1 protein-coding gene is annotated in these 717 nt (G+C 53.4%); it reads left to right on the plus strand.

The window, feature by feature from the left end:
* Positions 1-237: 237 nt before the first annotated feature.
* The coding region (locus THIDRDRAFT_RS23390; RefSeq protein ID WP_007043437.1) for a helix-turn-helix domain-containing protein at positions 238-717 on the plus strand (480 nt) is incomplete at its 3' end.

Below are 717 nucleotides of genomic sequence, written 5' to 3' on the forward strand. Positions count from 1 at the left end.
CACAAAATATCGCTTACAAAAACACCTATTCTCCCCTGCAAATTTCCAAACCAGGAAAATTCGACCTCAATTCAAAAACAACGCCATTTCAAATATGCTCCACCGCTATTTGCAGATGCTTTATTATTGATTATTCATTGATTTCACGGGTTAACGCTATAGATATACCCGTCTCATACGAATTTTCGGCTCAGGCTCCCTCGTTAACCGTCTGCTCACCATGGTAATCTCCAGCGCATGAACGACTACCGACTGAGCGATGAAGAGCTAGCTGAGCTGCGTGCGGTCCACCGCATGGTGCGCGACATCCGCGAAGCTTACCGCATCAATGCGGTCATTCTGCTTGGTCAGGGTCGTGGGGTGAAGGACATTGCCGATGCACTGCTGCTGGACCCTGAGACGGTGCGCAGCTATTTCAAGCGCTACCAGAAGGGCGGCCTTGATGAGCTGCTGCGTATGAGCTATGTGGGCAGTGAAGCGTTGCTCGATAGCACCCAGTTGCGTGAGCTGGATGCGCATCTGCAGAGCACGCTGTATCAAACTGCAGCGGACGTGGCGCGCTACGTCGAGCAACGCTGGGACGTGTGCTACACACCCAGCGGCATGAACGCGCTGCTGCATCGCCTCGGCTACGTCTACAAGAAACCGACGCTGCTGCCAGGCAAGCATCAGCCGGTCGAGGTTCAGGAGGCGTTTGTCTCCAAGTACCAGGATTTC

The organism is Thiorhodococcus drewsii AZ1 (assembly GCF_000224065.1).
Lineage (GTDB): Bacteria > Pseudomonadota > Gammaproteobacteria > Chromatiales > Chromatiaceae > Imhoffiella > Imhoffiella drewsii.